The organism is Streptomyces sp. NPDC051664 (assembly GCF_044453545.1).
GTDB lineage: Bacteria > Actinomycetota > Actinomycetes > Streptomycetales > Streptomycetaceae > Streptomyces.
Window position 1 is genome coordinate 346257 of sequence record NZ_JBITCU010000005.1, and the last position, 21445, is coordinate 367701.

At 69.3% G+C, this 21445-nt stretch carries 21 protein-coding genes; 10 read left to right on the forward strand and 11 right to left on the reverse strand.

What is annotated here, in order from left to right; translation table 11 throughout:
• Positions 1-33: 33 nt before the first annotated feature.
• From ACIA8E_RS12930 to ACIA8E_RS12945, 4 genes are read right to left on the reverse strand one after another with little or no spacing between them, the layout of a single operon-like run.
• Positions 34-798 carry a crotonase/enoyl-CoA hydratase family protein gene (locus ACIA8E_RS12930; RefSeq protein WP_399297357.1) on the reverse strand — a complete coding sequence of 255 codons (765 nt, stop codon included), beginning with the start codon at positions 796-798 and terminating at the stop codon, positions 34-36.
• Between the two features lie 46 nt (positions 799-844).
• The gene (locus ACIA8E_RS12935) at positions 845-1756 is read right to left on the reverse strand and encodes an acyl-CoA thioesterase (RefSeq protein WP_399297359.1); all 912 of its coding nucleotides are present in this window, start codon (positions 1754-1756) and stop codon (positions 845-847) included.
• 11 nt (positions 1757-1767) lie between these two features.
• Complete coding sequence (locus ACIA8E_RS12940) at positions 1768-2934, reverse strand: thiolase family protein (protein WP_399297361.1); 1167 nt, start codon at positions 2932-2934, stop codon at positions 1768-1770.
• A gap of 35 nt (positions 2935-2969) precedes the next feature.
• Positions 2970-4127 carry an acyl-CoA dehydrogenase family protein gene (locus tag ACIA8E_RS12945; protein ID WP_399297363.1) on the reverse strand — a complete coding sequence of 386 codons (1158 nt, stop codon included), beginning with the start codon at positions 4125-4127 and terminating at the stop codon, positions 2970-2972.
• A gap of 293 nt (positions 4128-4420) precedes the next feature.
• Between ACIA8E_RS12945 and ACIA8E_RS12950 the strand changes: the two genes are divergently transcribed.
• Positions 4421-4690, forward strand: a complete 270-nt coding sequence (locus tag ACIA8E_RS12950) for a hypothetical protein (protein WP_399297365.1) — start codon at positions 4421-4423, stop codon at positions 4688-4690.
• A gap of 181 nt (positions 4691-4871) precedes the next feature.
• Here the strand turns inward: ACIA8E_RS12950 and ACIA8E_RS12955 are convergent, their stop codons facing one another.
• Positions 4872-6128, reverse strand: a complete 1257-nt coding sequence (locus ACIA8E_RS12955) for a TetR/AcrR family transcriptional regulator (protein WP_399297367.1) — start codon at positions 6126-6128, stop codon at positions 4872-4874.
• Positions 6129-6271: 143 nt separating this feature from the next.
• Between ACIA8E_RS12955 and ACIA8E_RS12960 the strand changes: the two genes are divergently transcribed.
• The 4 genes from ACIA8E_RS12960 to ACIA8E_RS12975 all read left to right on the forward strand — a co-directional run bounded on the left by ACIA8E_RS12960 (position 6272) and on the right by ACIA8E_RS12975 (position 10765).
• Positions 6272-7738, forward strand: coding sequence for an MFS transporter (locus ACIA8E_RS12960; RefSeq protein ID WP_399297369.1), 1467 nt, complete (start codon positions 6272-6274; stop codon positions 7736-7738).
• 392 nt (positions 7739-8130) lie between these two features.
• Positions 8131-8271, forward strand: a complete 141-nt coding sequence (locus ACIA8E_RS12965; protein ID WP_399297371.1) for a hypothetical protein — start codon at positions 8131-8133, stop codon at positions 8269-8271.
• A 46-nt stretch (positions 8272-8317) separates the two neighbouring features.
• Complete coding sequence (locus ACIA8E_RS12970) at positions 8318-9475, forward strand: acyl-CoA dehydrogenase family protein (protein WP_399297373.1); 1158 nt, start codon at positions 8318-8320, stop codon at positions 9473-9475.
• A 141-nt stretch (positions 9476-9616) separates the two neighbouring features.
• Positions 9617-10765 (forward strand): CaiB/BaiF CoA transferase family protein, encoded by a 1149-nt coding sequence (locus ACIA8E_RS12975; RefSeq protein WP_399297375.1) that lies wholly within the window; start codon positions 9617-9619, stop codon positions 10763-10765.
• A gap of 169 nt (positions 10766-10934) precedes the next feature.
• On the opposite strand, the gene ACIA8E_RS12980 is transcribed toward ACIA8E_RS12975, so the two are convergent.
• The gene (locus tag ACIA8E_RS12980) at positions 10935-11147 is read right to left on the reverse strand and encodes a hypothetical protein (RefSeq protein ID WP_399297377.1); all 213 of its coding nucleotides are present in this window, start codon (positions 11145-11147) and stop codon (positions 10935-10937) included.
• A 262-nt stretch (positions 11148-11409) separates the two neighbouring features.
• Between ACIA8E_RS12980 and ACIA8E_RS12985 the strand changes: the two genes are divergently transcribed.
• Positions 11410-11952, forward strand: a complete 543-nt coding sequence (locus ACIA8E_RS12985; protein WP_399297379.1) for an FABP family protein — start codon at positions 11410-11412, stop codon at positions 11950-11952.
• A gap of 96 nt (positions 11953-12048) precedes the next feature.
• The gene (gene cpt / locus ACIA8E_RS12990) at positions 12049-12570 is read left to right on the forward strand and encodes a chloramphenicol phosphotransferase CPT (protein ID WP_399297609.1); all 522 of its coding nucleotides are present in this window, start codon (positions 12049-12051) and stop codon (positions 12568-12570) included.
• Between the two features lie 155 nt (positions 12571-12725).
• On the opposite strand, the gene ACIA8E_RS12995 is transcribed toward cpt, so the two are convergent.
• Positions 12726-13784, reverse strand: coding sequence for a phosphotransferase (locus ACIA8E_RS12995; RefSeq protein WP_399297381.1), 1059 nt, complete (start codon positions 13782-13784; stop codon positions 12726-12728).
• 946 nt (positions 13785-14730) lie between these two features.
• Between ACIA8E_RS12995 and ACIA8E_RS13000 the strand changes: the two genes are divergently transcribed.
• Positions 14731-14904 (forward strand): hypothetical protein, encoded by a 174-nt coding sequence (locus tag ACIA8E_RS13000; RefSeq protein ID WP_399297383.1) that lies wholly within the window; start codon positions 14731-14733, stop codon positions 14902-14904.
• A 241-nt stretch (positions 14905-15145) separates the two neighbouring features.
• Here ACIA8E_RS13000 and ACIA8E_RS13005 read toward each other — a convergent pair whose 3' ends face one another.
• The 3 genes from ACIA8E_RS13005 to ACIA8E_RS13015 all read right to left on the reverse strand — a co-directional run bounded on the left by ACIA8E_RS13005 (position 15146) and on the right by ACIA8E_RS13015 (position 17991).
• Positions 15146-15658, reverse strand: a complete 513-nt coding sequence (locus ACIA8E_RS13005; protein WP_399297385.1) for a lamin tail domain-containing protein — start codon at positions 15656-15658, stop codon at positions 15146-15148.
• A 506-nt stretch (positions 15659-16164) separates the two neighbouring features.
• A complete protein-coding gene (gene lysA, locus ACIA8E_RS13010) occupies positions 16165-17565 on the reverse strand; it encodes a diaminopimelate decarboxylase (RefSeq protein ID WP_399297387.1) in 1401 nt (466 codons plus the stop codon).
• A 9-nt stretch (positions 17566-17574) separates the two neighbouring features.
• Positions 17575-17991 carry an SAV_915 family protein gene (locus tag ACIA8E_RS13015; RefSeq protein WP_399297389.1) on the reverse strand — a complete coding sequence of 139 codons (417 nt, stop codon included), beginning with the start codon at positions 17989-17991 and terminating at the stop codon, positions 17575-17577.
• 359 nt (positions 17992-18350) lie between these two features.
• On the opposite strand from ACIA8E_RS13015, the gene ACIA8E_RS13020 reads away from it, so the two are divergent.
• The gene (locus ACIA8E_RS13020) at positions 18351-19445 is read left to right on the forward strand and encodes a magnesium and cobalt transport protein CorA (RefSeq protein ID WP_399297391.1); all 1095 of its coding nucleotides are present in this window, start codon (positions 18351-18353) and stop codon (positions 19443-19445) included.
• A 164-nt stretch (positions 19446-19609) separates the two neighbouring features.
• Here ACIA8E_RS13020 and ACIA8E_RS13025 read toward each other — a convergent pair whose 3' ends face one another.
• Positions 19610-20572, reverse strand: a complete 963-nt coding sequence (locus tag ACIA8E_RS13025) for a helix-turn-helix transcriptional regulator (protein WP_399297393.1) — start codon at positions 20570-20572, stop codon at positions 19610-19612.
• A gap of 70 nt (positions 20573-20642) precedes the next feature.
• Here ACIA8E_RS13025 and ACIA8E_RS13030 point away from each other — a divergent pair, with 70 nt between their 5' ends.
• Complete coding sequence (locus ACIA8E_RS13030) at positions 20643-21443, forward strand: DinB family protein (protein ID WP_399297395.1); 801 nt, start codon at positions 20643-20645, stop codon at positions 21441-21443.
• The last annotated feature ends 2 nt before the right edge of the window (positions 21444-21445 follow it).

Genomic DNA, 21445 nt, shown 5'->3' on the forward strand with positions numbered 1-21445 from the left:
GGAGCCGTCCGGGCCGGTCCGGCGGATCAGGCCCTAACGGCTGCCCCAGACAGGGGCGCGCTTCTCGGCGAACGCCCGCGCGCCCTCCTTGGCGTCCGCCGAAGCGAAGACCGGGGCACACGCAGCGCGGTTGCGGTCCCAGATCTCGTCGGCCGACCAGCCGGCCGAGTCCACCACGATCCCCTTGCTGGCGCGCACGGCCAGCGGGCCGTTGGCGGCGATCTCCCTCGCGAGGGTCAGGGCCCCGTCCAGCGCCTCGCCCTGCGCGGTCAGTTCGTTGACCATGCCGAGCTCGTAACCGCGCTCGGCACCGAGGAAGGCGCCGGTCAGCGCATACTGCATGGCCACGTTGTACGGGATCTTCCGAGGCAGGCGCACCAGGCCGCCACCTGCCGCTATGAGGCCTCGCTTGGTCTCCGGGAGACCGAACTTCGCGGTCTTCGCGGCGACGACCATGTCGCAGGCGAGGGCCAGTTCCGTACCGCCGCCGAGTGCGTACCCCTCGACCGCAGCGATCAGCGGCTTGGCGGGCGGGGTTTCGGTGATGCCGCAGAAGCCACGGCCGGGAATGCCGGATCGCTCACCGGCGGCAAGGGCCTTGAGGTCGGCACCGGCGCAGAAGGTGCCACCGGCACCTGTGATCACACCGATGACGAGGTCGTCGCGGGCGTCGAGCTCGTCGACGGCCTCGGCGACGGCGTTCGCCACCGCCCGGTTGACGGCGTTGCGGGCCTCGGGGCGGTTGATGGTCACGACGGCAATGCCGTCAGCGAACGAGGTGAGGACCAGATCGGACATCAGGATTTCCTTCGACGAGGGGAAGTTGAGGGGGAGGGAGCGGGGTTCAGCTGCTGGGGGCCCGCGCCGGGCGCACCACGGTCTCCTGCACCACATGGGCGATCAGCTTGCCGTCGAGGCTCCACACCTCCGCGAAAGCGAGGCCCCGCCCGTCGCCCGCGGTGGGGCTGCGCTGGGAGAACAGCATCCAGTCGTCGGCGTGGAACGGCCGGTGGAACCAGACCGCGTGGTCCAGCGAGGTGAGGAACACCGACGGCGGCTCCTCGCGCAACATCCGGGGCCGCTCCGTCGCCAGGGCCGTCGCCGGGGCAAGGAACAGGTCGGAGGCGTACGCCAGGGCGCAGGCGTGCAACATCGGATCGTCAGGTAGCCGTTCGGCGGAGCGCATCCACAGCTTCTGCTCGGTCAGGCCAGGCACCGGCTCCGCGGGCGGTGGGGCCATCCGCATCTCGACGACCCGGCGGAACTCCGCCTGGCGGTAGTCCTCCGGGTTGTTGCGCTCCCAGATCTCGTACATGTCGGGGAGCGAGTGCGGGTCGGCGACCTCGGCCATCGCCATCTGGCGGTCCTCGGTCTCCTCCGGCTTCTTGAAGGAGGCCGAGAGGGTGAAGACGATCTCGCCGCCCTGCACGGCGGTCACGCGGCGCGACAGGTAAGAGGCGCCGTCGCGGACCCGCTCCACCGTGTAGATCAGGGGGTGGGCCGTGTTGCCCGCGCGCAGGAAGTAGCTGTGCAGCGAGTGCACGAGCCGGTCCTCGGGAACGGTGCGGCTCGCCGCCGTGAGCGCCTGGGCCGCCACCTGTCCGCCGAAGGCGCGCAGCGGGATGCCGTCGTGGCACCAGCCGCGGAACAGGTCGCGGTCCAGTTGCTCCAGGTTCAGGAATCCGCCGAAGTCCCCGAGCGGGCGGTGCTCCGTGTCGCCTCCGGGCGCTTCGGGCGCCACCGGAATCGCGGACATCAGAGGCCTCCTCAGAGGAGTTCGAGGATGGTGGCGTTGGCCATGCCGCCGCCCTCGCACATGGACTGCAGGCCGTAGCGGATGTGGTTGTCGCGCATGTGGTGGACCAGGGTGGTCATGATGCGGGCGCCGGAGCCGCCGATGGGGTGGCCGATGGCCATCGCGCCGCCGAGCGGGTTCATGCGTTCGTAGTCGGCGCCGGTCTCACGCAACCAGGCGAGGGAGACCGAGGCGAAGGCCTCGTTGATCTCGAAGGCGCCGATGTCCTCGATGGTCAGGCCGGCCTTCTTCAGGGCTTTGGCTGTGGCCGGGATCGGGCCCTTGAGCATGGTGACCGGGTCGGTGCCGGCGACCACGGCGGTGTGGATCCGGGCCATGGGGGTCCAGCCCTGTGCCTTGGCGAACTCGCTGGTGGTGACGAGGAGGGCGCCGGTACCGTCGGAGACCTGTGAGGCGTTGCCGGCGGTGATCGTCCCGTCCTCCTTGAAGGCGGGCTTCAGGGCGGCGAGCTTGTCCAGGGTGGAGCCGCGGCGGATGCCTTCGTCGGTGTCGAAGACGCGGGTGGTGCCGTCCTCGTCGGTGACGGTGATCGGGGCGATCTGGTCCTTGAAGCGGCCCTCGTCGATGGCCTTGGCGGCGCGGGCGTGGGAGTCCAGGCCGTGCTGGTCCATCTCGGTGCGGGTGATGCCGTATTCGTCGGCGATCAGCTGGGCGCCGGTGCCCTGGTTGAATCGGATGCCGTCGTAGCGTGCGAAGACATCCGGGCCGAAGGGTTCGCCGAACGTGCCGTCGCCCCGGGTGGTGCCCAGGGGGATCCTGCTCATGATCTCGACGCCACCGGCCACGGCGACGTCGTACTGGCCGGCGATGACGCCGGCCGCGGCCTGGTGGACGGCCTGCTGGGAGGAGCCGCACTGGCGGTCGACGGTGACGCCGGGCACGGTCTCGGGCCAGCCGGCTGCCAGTACGGAGGCGCGGCCGACACAGCCGGCCTGCATGCCGACGGCGGAGGCGCAGCCCCAGATCACGTCGTCGACGAGCACCGGGTCGAGGCCTGTGCGCTCGACGAGGGCATTGAGGACATGGGCGGAGAGGGAGGTGGAGTGCAGCCGAGAGAGCGAGCCGCCTCGTTTGCCGACGGGGGTGCGTACGGCGTCGACGATCACTGCGTCGCGCATAGGGGTTCTCCTGGAGGAAGTGGGGGAGTACGGCCTCAGAGGCCGAGGTCCTTGGCGATGATCGTCTTCATGACCTCGCTGGTACCGGCGTAGATCCGGTTGACGCGGGTGTCCGCGTAGAGGCGGGAGATCGGGTACTCGAGCATGTATCCGTAACCGCCGTGCAGCTGGAGGCACTTGTCGATGACGCGGCCGGCTGTTTCGGTGCAGAAGAGCTTGGCCTTGGCGGCGTCGGCGGGGGTGAGCTCGCCGGTCGCGTGCAGTTCGAGTGCCCGGTCGACCAGGGTCTGGGCGGCCTCGACCTCGGTTGCGCACTCGGCGAGGACGAACTTGGTGTTCTGGAACGCGGCGACCGGCTTGCCGAAGACCTGACGCTCCTTCACATACTCGGTGGCGAAGCCGATTGCGCCGGCCGCGTTCGCGTAGGCGTTAATCGCCGCACCGAGTCGTTCCACCACGAGGTTGTGGGTGAGGTACGAGAAGGCCGCGCCCTCCTCGCCGAGCAGGTTCGCGAACGGGACCCTGACGTCGGTGAAGGACAGTTCGGCGGTGTCCTGCGCGCGCAGGCCGATCTTGTCGAGCTTGCGCCCCACGGCGAAGCCCTCGGACGTGGTGTCCACGCACAGGATCGACAGGCCGGCCCGGCGGTTGCCGGGGTCGAACGGTGCGGTGCGGCAGACCACCAGGATCAGGTCCGCCTGCGCACCTCCCGTGATGAAGGTCTTGGCGCCGTTGAGGACGTAGTGCGTGCCGTCCTCGGAAAGCCGGGCGCGGGTGGCGATGCCCGCGAGATCGGAGCCGGTGCCGGGCTCGGTCATCGCGATCGCGGTCATGACCTCGCCGGAGAGGAAGCCGGGCAGCCAGCGCCGCTTCTGCTCCTCGCTGCCGAACTCCAGCAGGTAGGGCAGGACGAGACAGGTGTGCACCGACTCCGCACCGAACCCGACACCCGCACGTCCGCACTCCTCGCGCACCACGGCCTGGTAGGTGAAGTCGGTGACACCCGCGCCGCCGTACTCCTCGGGCACGTTGATGCCGAAGAAACCCAGCTCGCCGAGCCTGCTGTACAGCTCGCGAGAGACATGTCCCTGCCGTTCCCAGTCCGCGTAATACGGCGCGACCTCCTGGGCGATGAACTCCCGGACGGTCGCCCGGAAAGCCTCGTGGTCCTCGGTGAACACGCTGCGGCGCACGATCGCACTCCCTTCCTCGCGTGCCCGGCACGCTCGCCGGAACAGCACTAAGTTAATCTTCGATAACCTCCCTGTCTACAGCTTGACAGCTTGATTCTGCTGGCAGAGAGGGGGTAACGGGAGTAACGTGTGATGCCATGCTTCCCTCATCTCCTGGACCTGTGTGACGGTCGGCACGGAAGACTCCGAGAGTCGGCCGGCAAGGTCGGCCCCAGCACGCCGGGACACTGTCGTGGACCACGAAGCCGCTGTGCGGCCGGGCCGGTGTCAGTGCTCGATGGAATGCTGTCCGCATGGACGAGCTCATGCGGCAGCGTCGCGTCTACGGCGCCGACCACGACGACCCCGACCCCGGACCGAAAGCGGGCCACGAGTACCGGGAGCTGGTCGGCGGCCCCCTCGACGGCCTGCTCCTGGACGTCACCGGGTGGACCGATGCGGCGCTGCGCGAAGGCGCGACGCTGGTCACGGAGATCGGGGCCTACGGTCCGGGCGGGCGGTCCGAGTACAAGCCCAGGCCGGTCGAACCTTTGAAGTGGGACTGGCGTGGTGACACCCACTGACCGGTGATCCACAGCCGCACGCCCATCTCCGAGGTGACGGCTAACAGCCGGGTCGGACCGTTCCGGGACGGAGCGCGGCCGACCGTATGAAAACGCCGCTGCCCGGAACGGCCTTCGCGGTCGTTCCGGGCAGTGACCCAACGCTGGAACAGTGATCAGCGATCAGTCATGAAGCGCGGCTTCAGGGGTGATGGGCGGTGGCGCCCTCGATGTACGGCTCCGTCGGGACGACGTCCGACGCAGACGTGCGCGCATCCCCGGACAACAGCATCGTCGTACCGATCTCGGCCAGCCTGTCGGCGAGATCGGCACGCCGACCGAGGCGCCCCGCACGGGTGGCGTTGTCGATCACGGTCAGCACCGCGATGATGACGATCTTCGCTTCGGACGTGTCGAGTCCGGGTCTGACGCCCGCGAGCACATGGGTCCAGAGCGCGAGGTATTCGCGCTGCGCCTGGCGGGACGCCCTGCGCTCCTTCTCCGGAAGCTGGTCGAGCTCCCCGATCAGCAGGCCGATCAAGTGGCTCTGGCTCAAGGCGAATTCGATGTAGGAGCGCAGCAGACGGTCGAGGCTCTCGCTCGGAGTGCCGGACCGGGCCAGTGCGCGCGTCGTACCGGCCCTGCGCTGTTCGCCGCCCCGTAGGACGGCGGCGACGAGCAGGTCGGTCTTGGTGGGGAAGTGCTTGTAGATGCTGGGACCCGACGCTCCGGCGGCCTCGCCGATGTCGTCGGTGCTCACAGACTGGAAGCCCCGTTCGTCGAAGAGTCGGATCGCCTCGACGAGGATCTCCTCGCGCCGGGACAGCGCGAGCCCGGCGTAGCCGCCCGTGGGGGCTTCAACCTCGGCCGATACGGCGGGCCGGGTGCCAAGGGGGCAGTCGGTCGCGGCGCGCGCCAGGCGGTGGAGCAGTCCCTCGAAGCGGCGCCGGGGCAGGGACGTACGGTGCCAGGAGATCGATCCGTAGACCGACAGCACGGCCCAGGCCGGCAACTCCAGGTCGGGCCCGTCCAGCTCGGGACGTTCTGCGTGGATCAGGGAGCCGATCCCGTCGGCGATGTCGCTCAGCGTGCGCCGTAGTTCCTCGCGGCTTTCGGCGGGCAGATGGCGTGCCTCACGCTGCCACAGAACCGCCGCGCCGCGGCGCTCCAGAGTCCGGTTCGCCGATGAACGGAGATATCTCTCGAGATCGGTGCTCTCCTCCACCGATCGTGAGATCGCGCCCATCGTGCGGTGCACGACCTGGAGCAGAAGGTCCGGCTTGCCTCGGAAGTGCCGGTAGAGCGCGGGGGCGGTGATGCCGACCGCGGCCGCGACATCAGCTACGGAGACATTGTGATACCCGCGCTCGCGGAAGAGTTCGGAAGCTGCCGAGACGATCCGCGCCTTGCGGTCCGGGGGCCTTCGTGCGGTCGTGCGACCCGAGACTTCCGTCTGCATCTGTGTCCGTCCGCCCCTCGCCGTCGGCCCGCCGTCGTGCGCGCCGACAGCGAGTCAAAGTTATTGGCGATTCATTTGTCGACAATGCTCTTCATCCCCGGGCAGGGCCATCTCAAGCATATGCCTTGTGATCGGACGCCCACTTGCCGTCTGAAGGAGAGCAGGCCGGAGGTTGTGAATTACCAGTAACCACGATGATGGGTCCGATCTCTTGTGGGGCCGAGTTAGGGGTGATTCACTTCACCGCCAAGTCGGGTGTTCGTACCAGGGAGGTTCTCATGGCCGTTGATCAGCAGGAAGTGCCCGGTTCCGTTCCGACGGACGTGTCCGGGGCCCGCGATGTGCCGGTGAGGCGCAGGGCATGGATCGTGGTCGCGGTGCTTGTGTGTCTGATGCTCGTCAACTATGCCGACAAGGTCGTTGTGGGCTTGGCCGGGGTCGGGATGAAGAGGGAACTGGGTCTGGACAACGCCCAGTTCGGCGTCATCCAAAGCAGCTTCTTCTGGCTGTTCGCCGCCGGCTGCATCCTCGGTGGCTGGCTCGGCGGCAAGGTCAAGGCGCGTTGGCTGCTCGCCGGTACAGCCGCAGTCTGGGCGCTCAGCCTCGTCCCCATGACCGCGCAGGTCGGCTTCACCGGCGTCGTGATCTGCCGGGTGCTGCTCGGCTTCGCCGAGGGGCCCACCTCGGCTCTTGCGATGCAGGTCGCGCACTCATGGTTCCCGGCGCGCAGGCGGGCCATTCCGAGCTCGATAGTGGTGGCCGGCGCAGGCATCGGCCCCGTCATCGCCAACCCGGTGCTCACCGCGGTCATCACCCGCTACTCCTGGCATGCGGCGTTCGGTGTGCTGTCCGTCTTCGGTCTGGCGGTCGCGGCGCTGTGGCTGGTCTGGGGCCGGTCGGGGCCGGAGGCGGCATCGGCCGGGCACGGGACCGGCAAGGCCGAGTCGCGGTCCGCCCTGCCTGAGCGTGTACCGCTGGGGCGACTGTTCCGCACAGGGACCCTCATCGGTACCTCGCTCCTCTTCTTCGTCGCGTACGCCTGCACCGCGGTCAAGGTCAGCTGGCTGCCGCTCTACCTGCAGGAGGGGCTCGGCTATGACGCCGAGACGGCCGGCAATCTCGCGTCGCTGCCCTACATCGGTGCCGTGGTCTCGGTGCTCCTCGTCGGCGTGATCTCCACTGGCATGACACGACGAGGGATCAGTAACCGGATCACCCGGGGCTTGCTGCCCGCCGCACTGGTCCTCGTCGCCGGCCTGTGCAGCATCGGCATGTCCATGCTGGACCGTGGTGCTCCGCAGATGGTCATGATCATCCTGGGTGCCTCCCTGAACTCTGCCGGCTACGGCGTCGCCTTCGCGGGCATCGCCGACGTCGCCCCGGCCGGGCAGCGCGGCATGGTGTTGGGCATCATCACCGCCATTTACAGCCTCGGCGGCGTTGTCGCCCCGCTTGCACTCGGCAAGCTCGTTGCCTCGGGTGGGTCGGTTGCCATCGGATATGGCGACGGCTTCATGACACTCGGCGTCACGATGATCACCGGTGCGGTGGCGGCGCTGTTGCTGATCAACCCGGAAAGGGACATGGCCAGGCTCGCGGCCGGAGCCTGACCGTCGCTGTACTGCCCGTGCCCGCCGTGCGGACTTTCCGCACGGCGGGCACACGCGTGTGCGGTGCGTGGAGGCTGCGGAGGAGTGCGGCGATCATTATGGCTTGGAAACCTGATCTTGGTGCATGAACACGCTTGACACAAGGCAACACAGGGAAGAAAGTGAACTGGCAATAACCCATTCGCTAGAGGATCGATGGGGCGGTGTGGTCCAGTTCGTCACGCCCGGTCAGGCCAGGTCGTACGACGGGATGGGCGCGGTCGCGGCCTTACTGGCGGACTCCGGTCCACCGCACGACAAGATCCAGCAGGTGTAAGCCGGGCATGTCTACAGCAACTCGACCTGATGCCTGCGGGTGGTCCACCGGTGCGGGATGGCGAAGGTGCAGGCCCATGACCATCGGCCCCGCCGTCGTCGGCGGCCGTACCCCCGAGTTCTCGGCCGAAGCCGGCGGTGCGATCCGCCGGCTGTGCACGCAGGACTCCAACTACATCAGCGCCCAGGTCCTGACCGTCGACGGCGGATCCCCCTGATCCCGCCCGCCTCGACATCCGACTACGACAGAGCAGGGACTGACACATGAAGCGCACCGTCTACAACGAGGACCACGAAGCCTTCCGGTCGATGATCCGGGACTTCGTCGCCAAGGAGGTGAAACCCCACTTCGAGCAGTGGGAACACGACAACCTCGTCGACCGTGACCTGTTCCGCAAGCTCGGCGCCCTCGGTGTGATGGGCTTCGACGTCCCCGAAGAGCTCGGCGGCGCCGGCGAGACCAGCTACAAGTACCAGGTCATCATCAACGAGGAGTGCGCCCGCGCCGCGGTCTCCTTCGGCCACTACGGCGTCTCCACCGGCATCGTCCTGCCGTACCTGCTCAACCTCGCCGACGACGAGCAGAAGAAACGCTGGCTCCCGGACATCGCCTCCGGCGACATCATGCTGTGCATCGCCATGACCGAGCCGGGCACCGGCTCCGACCTCGCAGGTATTCGCACCACCGCCAGGCTCTCCGAGAACGGCACGTACTACGTCCTCAACGGCTCCAAGACCTTCATCACCGGCGCCCGCAACTCCGAGCTGTGCGTCGTCGTGGCCCGCACCTCGCCGGCCACCGCCGAGGACCGCCGCCACGGCCTGAGTCTGCTGGTCGTCCCGACCGACAGCGAGGGCTTCGAGTACGGCCGCAGGCTGGACAAGATCGGCCTGAAGTCGTCCGACACCTCCGAACTGTCCTTCACCGACGTCAAGGTGCCGGTCGGGAATCTGCTGGGCGAGCAGGACAAGGGCTTCTCCTACCTCGGCCAGAACCTCCCCCGCGAGCGGCTCTCGATCGGTGTCGGCGCGGTCGCCACCGCCACCGCCGCGATCGATTTCGCCCGCGAGTACGTTCGGGAGCGCCAGGTCTTCGGCAAGCCCGTGGCTGCCTTCCAGAACACCAAGTTCGTGCTCGCCGAGTGCGCGGCCGAGGTCGAGGCCCTCCAGGCCATGGTCGACAAGGGCATCGAGCTCGACGACTCCGGCGACCTGACCGGCGCCGACGCCGCGAAGATCAAGCTGTTCGGCACCGAGGTCGCGGGCCGCGTCATCGACAAGTGCCTCCAGCTGCACGGTGGTTACGGATACATGCTGGAGTACCCGATCGCCCGCCTGTACGCCGACACCCGCGTCTCCCGTATCTACGGCGGCACCAGCGAGGTCATGAAGACCATCATCGCGAAGGACCTCGGTCTGTAGGTCCGGCCCAGCTGCCCGGACCGCCCTCGGTTCCCCCGGCGGGGCGGCCCGGGCGACCGGCCGCCCCGCGCACCGCTTGCGGGGCGGCCGGTGTCCCCGAACGTCCCCCGGAAAATCGCCACGCGGAAAGCAGAGACTCCCTTGAGCACCCTTCCCTCCACCGCCGCCGGCCCGCTGGCCGGCATCCGCGTCGTCGAACTCGGCGGCATCGGCCCCGGTCCCTTCGCCGGCATGCTGCTTGCCGACCAGGGCGCCGAAGTGATCCGTATCGACCGCCCGGCCGAGGCCGGCCGCGCCTCCGGTCATCCGATCCTGCACCGCAACCGCCGCTCGGTCACCCTCGACCTCAAGGACCCGGGGAGCGTCGAGGCCGTGCGGGCCGTCATCGACACCGCCGACGCGCTCATCGAGGGCTTCCGCCCCGGGGTCACCGAACGCCTCGGCCTCGGCCCCGAGGCCTGTCTGGCCCGCAACCCTAAACTGGTCTACGGCCGGATGACCGGCTGGGGCCAGGACGGACCACTCGCCCAGGCACCCGGTCACGACATCAACTACATCGCTGTCGCAGGCGCGTTGGGCGCCCTCGGCGGAGCCGACGAGAACCCGCCCGTCCCGCTGAACCTCTTCGGCGACATGGGCGGCGGCGGCATGCTGCTCGCCCTGGGTATCACGACCGCACTCGTCCACGCCGAGCGCAGTGGCGAGGGCCAGGTGGTCGACGCGGCAATGACCGACGGGACCGCCGTCCAACTCGCCCTGATCCACGGGCTGCTGGCGACGGGGCGCTGGACCGACCGGCGCGCCTCCAACCTCTTCGACGGCGCCGCACCGTTCTACCGCACCTACCGCACCTCCGACGGCGGCTACATGGCCGTCGGCAGCGTCGAGCCGCAGTTCTATGCCGAACTCCTTGAAGTCCTCGGGCTCACCGACGACCCGCGGTTCGCCAGGCAACTCGACCGCGAGGCATGGCCCGCCATGGGCGATCGCCTTGCCGAGGTCTTCGCAGGCCGGACCCGCGAGGAGTGGACCGTCACCTTCGACGGCACCCAGTCGTGCGTCACGCCGGTGTACGGGCTGACCGAGGCCGCCACCCACCCGCACAACGTGGCCCGCGGAACCTATTACACAGAGGACGGCCTGCTGCAGCCCGCCCCCGCCCCGCGATTCCAGGGCACCCCCGCGGCCGACCCCACACCCGCCCCGGTCATCGGGACCCACACCCGTGAGGTGCTCACCGAGATCGGGCTCGACCCGGAGACCGTCGACGCACTCGCTCCCAAGGCCTGACCACGCTGACATCGCCGCAGCTGTCGCCTTCCTGCGGGGGAGGCGGCTGCGCGCTCGGCCTTCCCGACTGGGGGCAACCGCCGGGCCTCGGGAAACGGGGGCCCGGCCGCCGGGTGGGAATTGGCACCGGCGGCCGGGCAACAGGGGTGATGCGGGTGCGAGTCAGGGGCTAGCGGTCCTGGTCCGCGCCCAGGTTCGGCGGGGTCGGGATCCGGTTGCCGAAGTGGTCACGGGTGATTCCGTCGGCGACCGGGATTCCCGCGCCGAGTGCCGGGGAGCCCGCGCGCAGGGGACGTCGCGCGGGGCCGTCACGGCTGCCCTGCTGCGTATCAGGGAGATCGACATGGCCGGAAACCAGCCAGGCCGCCGACATTCGGGCCATGGACGTACGTAGCCGGTACTTGGATCTCTGGCTGGACCGTCCGCAACGGCTGCCGCACCGTCCGAGTGCGTCCCTTCCTCATCCGCGCTCCGGGACGCAGCTGCGCGGCAGCTCCGACGACGTCGCGTCACATGACGGCACGGGCGCCCCCGCCGAGAAACATCTTCCGCCACGCGTTGCGGGAGCTTCCCTGCCCGTCGCCGAGTGGAACGACACTCTAGGCTTCCACCCGGCACCGGCCCCGACCCCAGGAGCGCACACCGTGTTCGACCCCGCAGCGGAGCCCCCGTACCCCGATGGCCACCGACCGGACGAGGAGCCCGCTCCGCACGCACTGCTGTCGCCTGTGATCGGCCTCCTGGGCACCTGGCGCGGCCGAGGGCGCGGCGGGTACCCGACGCTCGCCGGGGACTTCGAGTACGCGCAGGAGGTCACCTTCAGCCACGACGGCCGTCCTTTCCTTCGCTATGAGGCCCGGGCCTGGCTGCTCGCCGCCGACGACGCACCGCTGCGGCCGGCGGCCCGGGAGAGCGGCTGGTGGCGTCTCCAGCCCGACGGCCGCGTGGAGGCACTCATCACCCAGCCCACCGGCATCGCGGAGATCGCGGTCGGCCGTGCGACCGACAACACGGTCGACCTCTCCACCCACGACGTGGCTCTCACCCCCACCGCCAAGGAGGTCAGTGCCACCCGCCGCCGTTATGCCCTGGCCGACGACGCCACGCTCACGTTCGTCCACGACCTCGCGGCAGTCGGCCAGCCGTTGCAGCACCATCTCTCGGCACGGCTGCGACGCAGGGATTAGGCCGCGCCTGCGGCACGTGCACGGGGGAGCTCTGTCCGTCGAAACCCGTTTCGATCGCCGCTGAGGTGCCTCTACTGTGGCGCGGTGATGACTCAGATGATCGTTCTCAACGGTGGCTCCAGTTCGGGGAAGTCCGGGATCGCCCGGTGTCTCCAGGCGGTGCTGCCGGATCCTTGGCTGTCCTTCGGGGTCGACACACTGATCGAGGCGTTGCCCGCGTCCATGCAGACGTCGGATGCGGGCATCGTGTTCGCTCCGGACGGTGAGGTTATCGTCGGTCCTGAGTTCCGGACGCTGGAAACGGCGTGGATCGAGGGGCTTGCCACGATGGCCCGTGCGGGTGCACGGATCATCGTTGATGAGGTCTTCCTCGGCGGCGCGGCGTCCCAGCAGCGGTGGCAGCAGGCTCTTGGCGGACTGCAGGTGCTGTGGGTAGGTGTCAGGTGCGATGCCACGATTGCCGCGGGTCGCGAGATCGCGCGTGGTGACCGGGTTGCCGGGATGGCGGTGTCACAGGCGGATGCGGTCCACCGGGGCATGTTCTACGACCTGGAGGTGGATACGACGCATACCGAGTCGTTGGAGTGTGCGCGGACCATCGTCACCCAGGTCAAGTGATCGACAGCCCGGGTGCCTGCTGCCCTGACAGCGAGGCCGGTCCGGTCGGACAGCCGCGGTGAGGGTGCGTCCGCCCCAGCTGATGCCGCCTCCGTGATCCGCCCACTCCGGTCCCCGAGTCCTTATCCGAAACTCTCCTCGACCGGCGTAGGACTTCAGTGCCGGGGGCGTGTGTCCTGCGCGGGCAGCGGGCGCAATGTGGGCCAGCGTTCCAGCAGGCGAACGGCCATTGCCGCGCTGAGGCGACCGAGTGCGTGCAGGTCGTCGTGGTCGCGGGTTTGGCCGGCAACTACGCCGAGCCGGTGGACGAGGCGCTCCCGAGCGGAGACGTAGCCCCACTCGAAGTCCTCTGCCGGTACCCGTGCGAGGTGGTCGACCGACTCGCGGTGGGCGCGTTCGACGAGCGCGTCCCCTCGGATCAGCCAACCGGCGCAGGCGTCGGCGAGGTCCCCGGGGACGTCCGTGCCGGTGAGGCTCCGCCAGGTGGCACGGTAGATGTCCTCGACTTCCGCAAGCGGCGTGCCGCTCACTGACATGGCGCACCAGCAGGTCGGGAATCCGATGCGGAAGTAGGCGAGTTCGACGAGGCCGTTGCCCAGCGACGCCTGCTCGAAGTCGACGAAACGCACGCCGGTGGCGGTGCGCAGATCGTTGCCGGGGCAGGGGTCTCCGTGGAGCAGCGCATGATGGGGTGTGGGGTCCAGCCGGTCGATCAGGGCAGCGAGTTCGTTCGGCACTGCCGGTGGGACGGGGACGTCAAGCGCTTCAGCGAGGGCGATGAAGGACTCGGCGTCGGTGGCCGTCGGTCCGGACCAAATGGGGAGCGTGCCTGTGTCGGTCGGTCCGGTGAGTGAGTGCAGCCGCGCGAGGGCCTCGGCGTGGCCGGGCATCCAGTCGTCAGCCACTCCGAGACTGTCCAGGTACTCCAGGACCATCACTCGGGACGCAGGGTCCGTTCCGAGCAGTGCCGGCGCGACGGTCGGTCGGGTGGCCCGTGCGGCAAGCCGCAGCGCGGCGACCTCCCGCGCATAGCGCGCATCCCCGTCGGGCCCGGTGCCCCCTCCGTCGGCGATCTGTTTGACGATCACCCGGCTCCCGCCGCGCAACTCCACCCGCCACACCCGGGAGCGCGGACTACTGTCCAGCAGCGTGGCCTGCGTGGGGCAGCCCACTACGGAGCGCAGCTCGTCGCTGATCGGCACCTGGGTCGACATGAGGGTCAGCGTAGGGCGTTCTGCCGCACAGGCTACGACCATTTTGAAGTCCAAGATCTTGCGTCTGGACATACGCTCAGGTCACAGCGTTGCTGGGGGCCAGGTCAGCCAAGAGTCAGCGCTCAACAGCCCGTCACCACATGGGACATGGTCTCCTGCCCAGTGGTCCCGGAAGAGCACGACCAGGGGCAGCTTGGCGACCTCCTCGACGTCGGCCTGCTGCTCGAAGGCGGGTGTCTCGCTGAGGTTGCGGCGGCGGGGATTCGGGGAGCAGAGCGCTCGTATCCGGCTGACCGTGCACCTTGCACGGTAGCCCCGAGGGTCACGGACGTGACTCGCGGCAGCGCGTCGCGGTGAGCGAGCCGCATCCGTAGACCTGGCCGGCCTCGGCACCGCCGACCCGACCGCTCTCCCCTCCGATTGCTCGCCGGCTCTCGCGCCTGGCTCCTTCGACTCACTCGTTGGACAGCTGCATCCGGCCCGTGCCCACGCATGCCCCGTCGCTGCCATGGCCACGTGCCGCCACCAGGCCGGGCAGGTGTGGGCCGTGGGAGTGACGCCGCCGGACCACATCACTTTCGGCCCTCACGCCCCGACCGGCAGGGCTGGGATGTCCGGCGAGGGTCGTCAGGGCTGTCAGCGCCAACGGCAGGTCCCCGGCGACTGGTCTACGGACCTTGAGACCGGTCCGGTGCTGCGCGTCCCGGGTGTCCTGTGACAGCGGGCCTTGACCCTTGCCATCGACGGGTTGATCGCCATGAGCGCGGTGTGGGTCGGGAGGGCAGGGGGGTCCTCCATTCGGCCCGTTGTGGTTGCTGGAGGGCGGAGTTGGAGGTGGGCTGTCAGTGCGCCCAGTGATAGTCGCGGGCGCCAGAAGGGGCGTTCCCCGCTGGACGGGCGGGGGCCGATCCCCTTCGCCGACCTACACGAGACTTGGAGATTTCCCATGCCCTACCGCAAGGGACAGCACGTGGAGTACCGGGACCATCAGGACGAGATCCAGCGGGGCGAGATCCGGCAGGCCGAGGGCAGCGGGGCAACGACTCGCTATGCCGTCCAGAACGAGATGACCATGCGCGAAGAGAAGATCGGCGAGAACCAGATCGAGCGGGAGCTGTAGTACCGGCCCTGCCCACACAGCCGCCGTCGCACCGAACCGAGGTGCGACGGCGGCTGCTCGTCAGGTCTTTTTCCGTCCTGGCTCTTGGGGCGGCCCGTCGACCGACGACAGGCCCACGCCCATCCCGCCCGGGAGATGGCCGGTGTGTGCGTGGGCTGCGTGCCGCCACTTCGGGGGCGGGGGTGGCGGCACGCAGCGGTTTTGAGAGGGGGTTCGGGGTCGGTGGCGGGTGGGGGTCAGGTCAGCGGCGGTGTCCGCGGTCGTTGTTGCGGTGGTCGCGGTCACGGCCCCAGGACTTGGTGTCGATGGTCCGGCCGTGGTTGTCGCGCAGGGTGGCCGTGTCGGAGTAGTTGCTCCAGATGTAGTCGGTGCGGCGGTCCTGGTAGGCGTTGGCGCGGGTGTCGTGGCCGCGTCCGGTGTGGACGCGGACGGTGGCCCGGGCGCCGAGGCGAAGGTCGTCGAAGCGGTAGCGCTTGCCGTCCCGGCTCGCGAGTGTCCACCCGTCCAGGTTCACCGGCCGGTAGCCGGTGTTGGTGACCTCGACCCATTCGCCGTTCAGTGAACGGTTGGAGTGGTCGTCGCGGCCCGGGCTGTTGTACTGGATGCTGCCGAGCACGACACGGGAGTACGTCTGGTGGTGACGGCCACGGTTGTGGCCGTCGTCGGCGGATGCCGGCATCGCCACGACGGCGACAAGGGAACCGGCCGCCAGACCGGTAGCGACGAGACGACGGACAGTACGAGAAGCAGACACGTGAGGTCCCCTCAAGCAGAGGCGCCCAGGCCCGGGTCGGAGCCATGTTGCGCGGTGCGGGTCCCGGCTCAACAAGCCGAGGACCCACACTCTGAACCACCCGCCCGCCCGCCGGCGCAGGCTTCAGCCTGCGTTACAAAATGCGGATATTTCCGTAACCGACGGCTGTAACGGTCACAGACTCCGCATGGGCGTGGACCTGACATTCACTGGATAGGGCAACCGTCCCGGCCCCCTCGGCGGTAAGCCCTTTCCGGCACCTCCGTACACCGCGGCACACCACCCCGCGCTCCGCCACCGGAGTCGCGTAAATCGGGTAACAGGCACAATGCTTCATAGTTCGGACAATTCCGCGATGATCACACGCCTGAGCGAGCGCGAGAGGGGTACCTCGCGCTCGACGAGCTGCTCGGGCACATGTGGTGGCCTTTCGGGCCATCAGCAGGTGGGTCGAGCGGCGTCCGCCGAGAGGGGGGTTCGGCGGACGCCGGGAGTGGGGGCCGGTGTTACAGGCCGATGTCTCTGCGGCTCATGTCGTCCAGTGATTCGCGGCGTACGAGTACGCGTGCGGTGCCGTCGGACGCGGCGACGACGGGAGGTCGGCCGACCAGGTTGTAACCGGAGGCCATGGAGAGGTGGTAGGCCCCGGCCGCGGGAACGGCGAGGAGGTCGCCGGGGCGTATGTCGCCCGGGAGGGCTACGTCGTCGGCGAGGACGTCGCCGGCTTCGCAGTGCCGGCCCACGACGGTGACGAGGCGGGGCGGCGCCGACGAGGGGCGGCCGATGAGACGGGGCGCGTACTGCACGCCGTAGAGCGCGGGCCGGGGGTTGTCGCTCATGCCGCCGTCGACGGCGACGAACGTGTGCTCGCCGGTGCGCTTGACGGCGAGCACATGGTAGACGGCGACTGCGGCCGGTCCGACGACGGCGCGGCCGGGCTCCAGGGTGAGCCGGGGAACCGGGAGCCCCGCGCGGGCGCAACCGTCCTCGAGCTCGGCGCGGACCCGCCCGGCCAGCACGGCCACGTTCATGCTCTCCTCACCGGGCCGGTAGGCGATGGCGTGACCGCCGCCGATGTTCAACTGGGGGAGGGCGATGCCGTGCTGGTTCCTGATCCGGGCCATCAGGCCGACCATGCGCCGCACGGCGACGACATACGGCTTGACCGAGGCGATCTGCGAGCCGATGTGGCAGTGCAGGCCGACGAGTTCCAGGTGCGGCTGGTCGAGTATCCGGGTGACCGCGTGCTGCGCGGATCCGTCCGTGATCGACAGGCCGAACTTCTGGTCGTCGGTGCCGGTGCGGATCTTGGCGTGTCCGCCGGCGGCGATGCCGGGGACCACCCGCACCATGACTTTCTGGCGGGTGTCGGCCGGGGTGATCGCGGCGAGGCGGGCGATCTCGGACGCGCTGTCCACGACGATGCGTCCGACGCCGAGCCGGATGGCGGTGCGCAGGTCCTCGGGGCTCTTGGCGTTGCCGTGCATCACGATGTTCTCGGGCGGGAAGCCGGTGGTGACGGCGAGCGCCAGTTCCCCTGCGGAGCAGACGTCCAGGCCCAGGCCCTCCTCCTGCACCCAGTGCGCGAGCGCACGGCACAGGAACGCCTTGGCGGCGTAGACGATGTCGGCTTCGGGGAACGCCGTGCGGTACGTACGGCAGCGCTCGCGGACCTCCTGCTCGTCCAGTACGTAGACGGGGGTGCCGAAGCGGTCGGCCGCCTCGGCGAGGGAGACCCCGCCGACGGAGACGTCCCCGTCGGCCTCGGGGCGGGTGGAACGGGGCCAGACGGAGAGGCCGTCGGCATTGTCGAAGACTCGGGACAAGGCCTGAGGGTCCGAGGGCAGCGAGGCCGGGAGCGACGCCGGGAGCGTGGACGCAAGGGACGACGGAACGGAAACTGACATGGCGCCTCCTCAGCCGATCAGCAGGTTCAGACACGCGACGACAGCAGCGGCGCCAGTCACTCGCAGGGCACCGACGTGCTGGGGATGCCATGCGCGCGAGGAGCTCGCGCGTTCGATGCCCCTGGAGACCGAAGAGGTTGTCGCGGGGGCGGAGAACTGCGGGTCGACGGTGAGGGTGGTCACACCCAGGGGGGCCGCGAGGGCGCGCAGTGCGGGTTCGGAGAGCCTGATGCCGGCCTGGTCCGTGCCCAGGGTGGCGGTGAGCTTGGCCGCCGAGGTGAATCCGACGGCCGTGCGGCCGCCCAGGGGGGTGCGGAAGAACCGGGTCGTACATCCGGAGGGCCCCGACCGGACAGGGACGTAGAGAAGTCCGGCCGGGAACCGTTCGGAGGGTTCGGGGTCCTCGGGAAACTCGACTGGAGTCATGGTGCTGCTCCTCGCAGAAGGCGACTGGCGCCGCCCGGTCGGACCGGCCGGGCGCTCCACCGAAGCTATGCCCGCCCAGCGGGGACGGGCCGCCGCACTGACGGATACTTGACGCCGAGCCCCCACCCCGTAACGCGACGCTTACGGGGACGGGCCACGGCGTTCCTGGTCGGCCTGCGGCCAGGGCCTTCGGGCAGAACCCGCAGGGGGCCTTGGAACGGAACCCCGGGCCGGCGTCACCGGAGGCGACGCCGGGCGGCTTCGTTCGGCCTGGTGTGTACGAGCAGGCCGCCGCAGGCTCTGACGTCCCCTTTACCTTCTCCTGGCACACTGGCCCGCACCTGGCGAAGGAGTACTTCATGTCGATGGTCGGCAGCCTGCGCAAAGTCGCCCGTCTGGCGCGGCGGGGGCGCCCTGTGGACCTCAGCCACCCGGCCCGTTCGCCGCTGGGCTCCACCGTGGTCAACTGCGTCATCTACCGCGACGGCGTCCGCCAGCAGGCTGCTCCCAGCGTCGAGGAATCCGTCGCCCGTGTGCGCAAACGCGGCGACGGCTTCGTATGGCTCGGCCTGCACGAGCCCACCGAGACGGAGTTCGTGCGGGTTGCCGAGCTGTTCGGTCTGCACCCGCTCGCCGTCGAGGACGCCGTCCACGCCCACCAGCGGCCCAAGGTCCAGCAGTACGGCGACGTCCTGTTCGCCGTCTTCAAGTCGGTCGCCTACGTCGAGCACGAGCAACTGACCGCCACCAGCGAGGTGGTGGACACCGGAGAGATCATGGTCTTCGCCGGACCCGACTTCGTGGTGACCGTACGGCACGGACGCCACGGCTCCCTGGGCTCCCTGCGCGAAGGCCTCGAAGCGGACCCGCGGCAACTGGCCAAGGGACCGGCCGTTGTGCTCCACGCCATCGCCGACCACGTCGTCGACGACTATCTGACCGTCACCGATGCCGTCCAGGACGACATCGACCAGGTCGAGACGGACGTCTTCTCACCGCACGGCTCCCAGAGTGCCGACGTCGGGCGCATCTACCAGCTCAAGCGCGAGCTTCTGGAACTCAAGCGTGCTGTTCTCCCGCTCGGCCGCCCCCTCCAGGTGCTGACCACTGAGTCGATGCGCTCCGTCGACCGCGAGATACAGGCGTACTTCCGTGACGTCGCCGACCACTTGACCCGTGTCATCGAGCAGATCACCGACTTCGACGCGCTGCTCGACTCCATCCTCCAGGCCCACCTCGCCCAGGTAACCGTCGCGCAGAACGAGGACATGCGGAAGATCACCGCCTGGGCCGCGATCATCGCCGTGCCGACGATGGTTTGTGGCGTCTACGGCATGAACTTCGATCACATGCCGGGACTGCACTGGCGCTTCGGCTACCCGTTCGCTCTCGCCGTCATCGCGACCGCTTGCCTCGTCATCCACCGGGGTTTCAAGCGCAACGGCTGGCTGTGACCGCCGATGCTGCGCCCGCGCCGCGCGGGCCGCGCGTATCCCGCACGTCACCGCCACACCCTCGAACCACGGGCCGGGTGTGATGCCTGCGATGTGCCGTTCCGCCCCGGGGCGTTGCGCACCACCTTGGCGCAATGCGACGACCAGGTCCTGCGATATCGCTGTCAGGGTCGGTCCGCCAGAGCGGCAGCGAAACGTGCCGCGAGCGTCGCGACCGCGGCACGGAGTTCTTGCCCGCCGTCGACGCGGAAGGGGAACGGCACGCTCGCCAGCCACTCCTGCGCGTACATCGCCGGATTGCTCGTGCTGCCGACGAGCACGCATCCGTCTCCCGATGGTTCAAGTCGCCCCATGGGAGGCCGGATCCATGGCGCGACCTCGGCCAGTGGAGCGTCGAACACGACGTGGGTGGGGAACTCCCACCCGGTGCCCAGGTTCTCTTCCACTGCTGACACCGGGTCGAGGCCGTCGGGCGGATCGAACCTGTGGGCGGTCTGCTCGACCGCGCGGACCCGGTCGACCCGGTAGGTGCGGATCGCGTCAGCGCGATGGGAGTGACACAGGAGGTACCAGCGCCCGTAGCGGACGACGACCGCCCAGGGATCCACCGCGGCCTCCCACTCGCTGCCGGACTCGCTCCGATACGTGATCAGCACGCGACGCCGAGCCGCGCCGGCTGCCACGAGTGCGCTGGTGATGGAGGGATCCGGACGGGCCGCGTACCGGTCGGGCGCAGCTGACGCGTGCTCTCGCAGCGCCGCTGCTTGTCGGCCTACGCTCTCGGGCAGTGCCCGGATGACCTTGCCCAGGGCAGAACCGACGAGGTCGTCGACATCGGCGGCGGCCGGCTGGCCGTCGAGGACCGCCATGACCAGGCCGAGTGCCTCGTGCTCCGTGAAGACGACCGGAGGCAGCCGCGTCCCGCGCCCGAGCCGGTACCCGCCATGGCGGCCCCGGGCCGACTCCACGGGGATGCCTGCCTCTCGGAGGATCTCGACGTAACGACGCGCCGCCCGCTCCGTGACTCCCAAAGCCGCGGCGAGTTCGTCGGCCGTCACGCCGGGGCGGGTCCGGAGGATCTCGATGGCGCGCAGAGCTCGTGCGGTGGGGCTGGAGTCGGTCGGCACACGAGCAGATTAGATGGGCGCGAGATAAGCAGGAAGTAGATCGTCCGGAATCGGTCCTAGGGTGACGTTCATGACCGAGTTCCGCGAACAGGACCTCAGCGGAGTGCGCTTCGAGCGCGTGAGCCTCCGGGGTGCCACCATCACCCAGGTGTCCCTCGACGACGCCTGTATGCACGCAGTCGACTTCACCGGGGCGCAGGTCCGCGGCGCCCTGTTCCATGAGAGCCGCATGCGCGGCGTCGAGTTGGTCGACGTCGAGATCAGCGGCGAGCTGAAGAACGTCGTCGTGAACGGCGTCGACATCGCACCGCTCGTCGACGCCGAACTGAACCGTCGCATGCCCGAGCGGGCGAGGATGCGCCCCGATGACACCGACGGGTTCCGTGAGGCGTGGGCAGTCCTGGAGCGGCTCTGGGAGGGCACCGTCGCGCGTGCGAGGACATTCCCCGAAGCGGCGCTCCACCGCAGCATCGACGACGAGTGGTCCTTCATCCAGACCCTGCGGCACCTCAACTTCGCCGGCGCCGCCTGGGTGGGCCGGATGATTCTCGGCAATCCTTCGCCGTGGCATCAGTTGGACCTGCCGTGGGACGAGGCGCCCCGCTGGGACGGTATCCCGTGGGACCGCGACGTACGACCCTCGCTCGACGAGGTGCTCATGGTCCGACGCGAACGCCAGGCGATGGTCCGCCACGTCATGGAGTCACTCACCGACGAGCAACTCGCCTCTGCGGTGACGCGCACCGAGCCCGGCCGGCCCCGGATGGAGAACTTCCCCTTCAAGGAATGTCTCAGCATCGTCATCAACGAGGAATGGGAACACCGGCTTTATGCCGAACGCGATCTGACCTCACTGGAGAAGGAGAACTGATC